The following is a 4,754-nucleotide window of genomic DNA, read 5'->3' on the forward strand; positions in this document are numbered from 1 at the left end:
TAACAGTATGCGCCCATCGCTGAGCGTGAGCGCGCCGTCGATGTCCCTGTCATGTTCCAACTCTGCGATCCTGGCGCCGTCGGAAGACCAAAGGCGAACGGTCCCATCTGAGCTCCATGAGAGGATGCGGCCATCCTCGAGCTCAAGCGCACCATTCACAAAGTGGGTGTGTCCCCGAAGCACGGGACCAGGTTCATCCTTGGCAGACCATAGACGCAATGTCCCATCATAGCTCCAAGACAGAATACGGCCGTCTTTAAGCTCGAGCGCACCCAAGACTGCTAACTCATGCCCTGTGAGCTTGAGTCCGGGATCACTTGTCACAGACCAAAGCTGGAGTACATTGCTCCCTCCGGTGACCTCCCACAGAGGGTAAAATGGCTGCCAAGATAGAATGCGGTTGTCCGACAAACGAAGAGTACTCATCCCCTCTAGAGGATCACGGTTGTGGTTCGATGGCCTCATGCGCTGGCCGTGATACCCAGCCACCTGTGCCCAGTCGACTCGATGCCCACGCAGCTGCTTCTCGGCTGCTCGGGCAACTGCTCCGCCCGGCTCGGCGTCCAGCGCCAGCTGGATCAGCAACTCACTCGCGGTTGTTTTGCCGAAACCTTCAAGATTCTGGCGCAAGCGCGGGCTGATGGTGTGCCAGAAGTACATCCAGTCCTCCAAAGAACCATTGCCAAGCTGCTCGAAATCGCGATCGGTCTGGTGAATTAACTCCTCGGCCTTGGCCGACTCAAGCCGCGAAGAGAGGAAGGCGACCGAAGTCAAGGTCGCTGCGCATTCTGCAATCTTTCCAGCTTCCAAGAGGAGTTCTGGGAAATGTGTAAGCGCATACAGCCCTTTGTGATCTCTCCACTCACGGCAGTGCGCGAGCAGCTCATCACGCATCTGCTGGACAAGGTCCACCGTCATCGGGTCATCGCTTAGCGCCTTGGCAAACTCTTGGGCCAATTGCGGGTGCGGGAAAGACACGTCAGCCTCCTCTTTTCCCGTGCGGATTGCGAACCAGCGACTCACCGCCGGATCGATACGCTTGAAGTCGAGCCGCTTTTCGCCGAGGACACGTGCAAGCTCCCGACTTCCAATTCCACCCTTGATGATCGTCAGAAGTGCAAACAGCCGTTCCACCAAGCCCTCCCACACTCTCGTGCCGGATCGGGGCAGACTACGAAGAGTAAGCAGCTGTTCCCTTGCGTACGCAGTGAACGATGCCGGCAGATTCTCGACCCGCATCAGTAGAATCTCGGGCGATTGCCCGGGGGACAGTTTCTGTGCGAGATCGTCAATGACGTAACGCAGAAAGAGCGGGATTCCGCCTGTCGTTGCCTTAAGATGCTCGGCGATGCGGTCAGCCTCTACCGTACTTGTTGAAGGCAGGGTCGCCTGTAGCCATGCGACCACACCTTCGATCCCCAGCGGTTCGAGATCGAACCGTCTGACCGGATACTGCACACCGCCCGCGAGCCAGCGGGCGAGATAATCAGGTGTCTCGCCCCGCTCGGCGCGGCCGGACACCACCACATGCACATGTCGGCCAAGCCTGGGTGGCGCCCAACGCTCGATCGGCCTGCCCTCTTCATCCGGATCAGCCTCATCAAGACCGTCGAGGATTAGGATGAGTGGTGTCTCGGGCGTAGCGTCGCTTATCAAAGCACTAGCAACAGCGTCGACGAGCTTCTTTGTCTCATCGTGTGCTGCGTCCCGGCGGTAGGCCACGTCGAACTCTGCCAATTGTAGGAGCAGGCTCCGCAACGCATCTGCCGGTTGGATAGTACTAGGAAACAGATGATTGAAGAAGTGGCGCACGATACGGGCACCCTTCTTCTCCTGCCTAAGACTCCAGTTGGCAAGGAGCGCTGACTTGCCCATCCCGCCCGGCGCCGCAACGACGATGACCCCGCGGTCAGCGCTCGCTAGGGACTTGTCGAGCCACACGATCGCATCTTCGCGACCGAAGAAGGTGTTCGTTAACTCCCGAACGAGTTGACGAACCTGTTCAAGGGCCATGATAGGTTCGGGGGATATGACCGTACTATGTGAGCGCTCTCGTAGTTCGCGAATTTGTTCTGCTGGCTCAACGATTGCTGCTGCTCTAAGGAGCAATTCGGCGTTATCAAGAAATCGATCGACAGTGCGGATCGGCACTGGACCCTTCGCGTGGGCCCAGAGATTGTTTCGATGGAAAAGCATCTCCTGGATGCAATCCATTACTACCTGATGTGGCGCGTAGGGTCTTCTGCCAGAAAAATCGACAAACTTAATGCAATCTTTAAAGTAACTATGATAGTCATCGAGAATAATCTGTAATAGCTGTTCACCAGACACCTCTTCTTCTACGCTGCGGAGCACATTTCGTTTTGTACCTCCGCCTTTTCTTGGTTTTACTCGCGACTCGTTTGCCTTAATAATCCAGTCAGCCCCCATCACCTTCCGGACGAATGGCAATAGGCCAGCACGAATTACTTTAAGTGCTGTCTCTCTCCGACTCTCCAGCTCCACCAGGTTGTCCGATCTCACCATCCTTGTGCCCGCTGAGCTTGAGATTGCGTGAGAGTCTCTGTCGGTCTTGGTTGTTTAGTCAACGAAAAAGCCGCATCGCACGATCCGGCACTTGGATCTCCTCAGGAAACGAAGCCCTCTCACCTCTCGGTTTCGTCTTGGTTGAAGAGCTTTTGAACCTCCCGCAGCCTCGTGAATTTTAAGGCAGCCACGAATGATGCAGACCAGCTTGGCCAAGGCACCCGGTCGTAGCGGAGCGGCAATCCCACTTGACGTCCGGGGGCCAGAGATCTACTAGTTGATTGGAGCTTGTAGCTCCTGTTTGGACTGGCCGCCCAAGGTTGCGGCCCGGAGCGATGCCCGGCGAAAGGTCGGCGTCCCTTTTTTCACAGTGATCGTCTGCCGCGAAAAGCGGTCTGGAACCATCGAGCCGTAAGGTCTCGATGGCTCGCGCGCGATCGGATCTTGAAAGAAGGAGGTTCGCCCCGTGTCAGGCCTATTCCCTACGTCGTTGCTCAAATCGAACTCCTTGGCACTGGCGGTGCACCCCGCGCAGCAGCGGAGGAGTTCTCGATGACGAGTCTCCTTCGGTTCGCATGGTGGGTCATCATGGTGGCCACCGCATTTTTTGCGGGCGTGGTCTATGAGAGCTTTTCAGAGGAGGTCGGGTCGTTCCCGTCTCGCTCGCAGCTTGGGCCCATGCTCACCCTCAACCAAGTCAGATTCGAGAGAGATGCCGAGGGTGGTCTCAGGGCTGTCTGTTTTTGCGGCTCTCCTGTCTCCACAAGCGATATTCCTGACCCTGTTAAACAGGCGCTTGTCGCTTTCGAGGATCGGCGTTTCTACCTCCATCCAGGTGTGGACCCCCTAGGCATAGCTAGAGCGATTACCAAGAATTTCGAGGCAGGTCGTTTCGAAGAAGGAGGGAGCACACTCACTCAGCAACTCGTGAAAAACGTTCTGCTGTCGCCAAAACGAACCCTCGGCCGCAAAGGTCTTGAGGCGATTTTGGCCCTCTATGTTGAGTATCATTTCACAAAGAAGGAGATCCTAACGGCCTACCTCCACCGAGTGGAATTCGGTCGTATTGCCGGCCGGCCGGTGGTTGGAATTGAGCAGGCCTCGCTGATATTTTTTCGCAAGCATGTCTGGCAATTGGGGCTTTACGAATCAGCACTTCTCATCGGCGTGCTAAAGGCGCCTTCGCGCTGGGATCTCTTTGATCACCCAAAAGCAGCAAGAGACCGCGCCAAAATAGTCCTCTCGGCCATGGTCCGGAGGCAGTTCATCACGCAAAGGCAGGCCACGTCTGCAATTGCAAGGGGCATTAGGCACAGAAACAGCAAGCGTATCTGGATCGAGACTCGCTATTTCACACGTTGGGTCGAACAGGAGCTGACATCTGCAGTACCTGATCTGCAACCGGCTTTGGGCTTGCGGCTCTTTGTGACACTGGATGCCGAGACCCAGAGTTACGCAGAGCTTGCAGTCGCTCGAGCAGTCGGCGGACGGAACACCGAGGCGGCGCTTGTGTCAATGAGCTTCGATGGGGCCGTGCGGGCTCTTGTCGGCGGAAGGAGTTACGGCCGCAGCCAATTCGACCGCGCCACGCAAGCTCTCCGCCAACCGGCATCAGCATTTAAGCCGTTCGTCTATCTCGCGGCTCTGGAACGTGGCTACACCCCGAACTCCAAGATTCTCGACGCCCCGTTTGGGGGCGGCAAATGGACACCGAGGAACTTTGGGGGAAAGTATTATGGCCTGATTACGCTACAGGATGCACTAGCGCGCTCGGCAAATACCGCCACTGTCCGATTATGCGACGCGGTTGGCCCTGCGCGCGTCACCGAGGTCGCCCGACGGCTCGGCATCTCGTCGAGGCTTAGAATCGATCGCAGTATTGCGCTGGGCACGAGCGAGGTCACTCTTATGGAACTCACGGCCGCATATGGGGCCTTCGCCAACGGGGGTTACCTTGTTTCTCCTTACGGAATTGTCGGGATCTCGAATGACGAAGGCAAGGTCCTTTATTGGAGAAATCCGAAACCTGCATGGCAGGTCATCGCTGCAGGGCAGGTAGTCAGCATACACCGCATGCTTCGGCATGTCGTCGCTCGCGGCACCGGCACCCCCGCCAATATCGGTTCTTTCGCTGCGGGCAAGACCGGCACCGGCCAGGGCTTCAGGGATGCCTGGTTCATAGGTTACAGTGACCGCTTGGTGACCGGACTTTGGGAAGGGAATGACGA

The 4,754-nt window shown here is 57.0% G+C and carries 2 protein-coding genes; one reads left to right on the plus strand and one right to left on the minus strand.

The window, feature by feature from the left end:
- The coding region (locus VM163_00420) for an AAA family ATPase (protein HUT02341.1) at window positions 1-2,331 on the minus strand (2,331 nt) is incomplete at its 3' end.
- 747 nt (window positions 2,332-3,078) lie between these two features.
- Here VM163_00420 and VM163_00425 point away from each other — a divergent pair.
- Window positions 3,079-4,754, plus strand: a 1,676-nt coding sequence (locus VM163_00425; protein ID HUT02342.1) for a transglycosylase domain-containing protein, incomplete at its 3' end; no start/stop codon positions are given.

The sequence above is a fragment of the bacterium genome (assembly GCA_035527515.1).
Taxonomy (GTDB): domain Bacteria; phylum B130-G9; class B130-G9; order B130-G9; family B130-G9; genus B130-G9.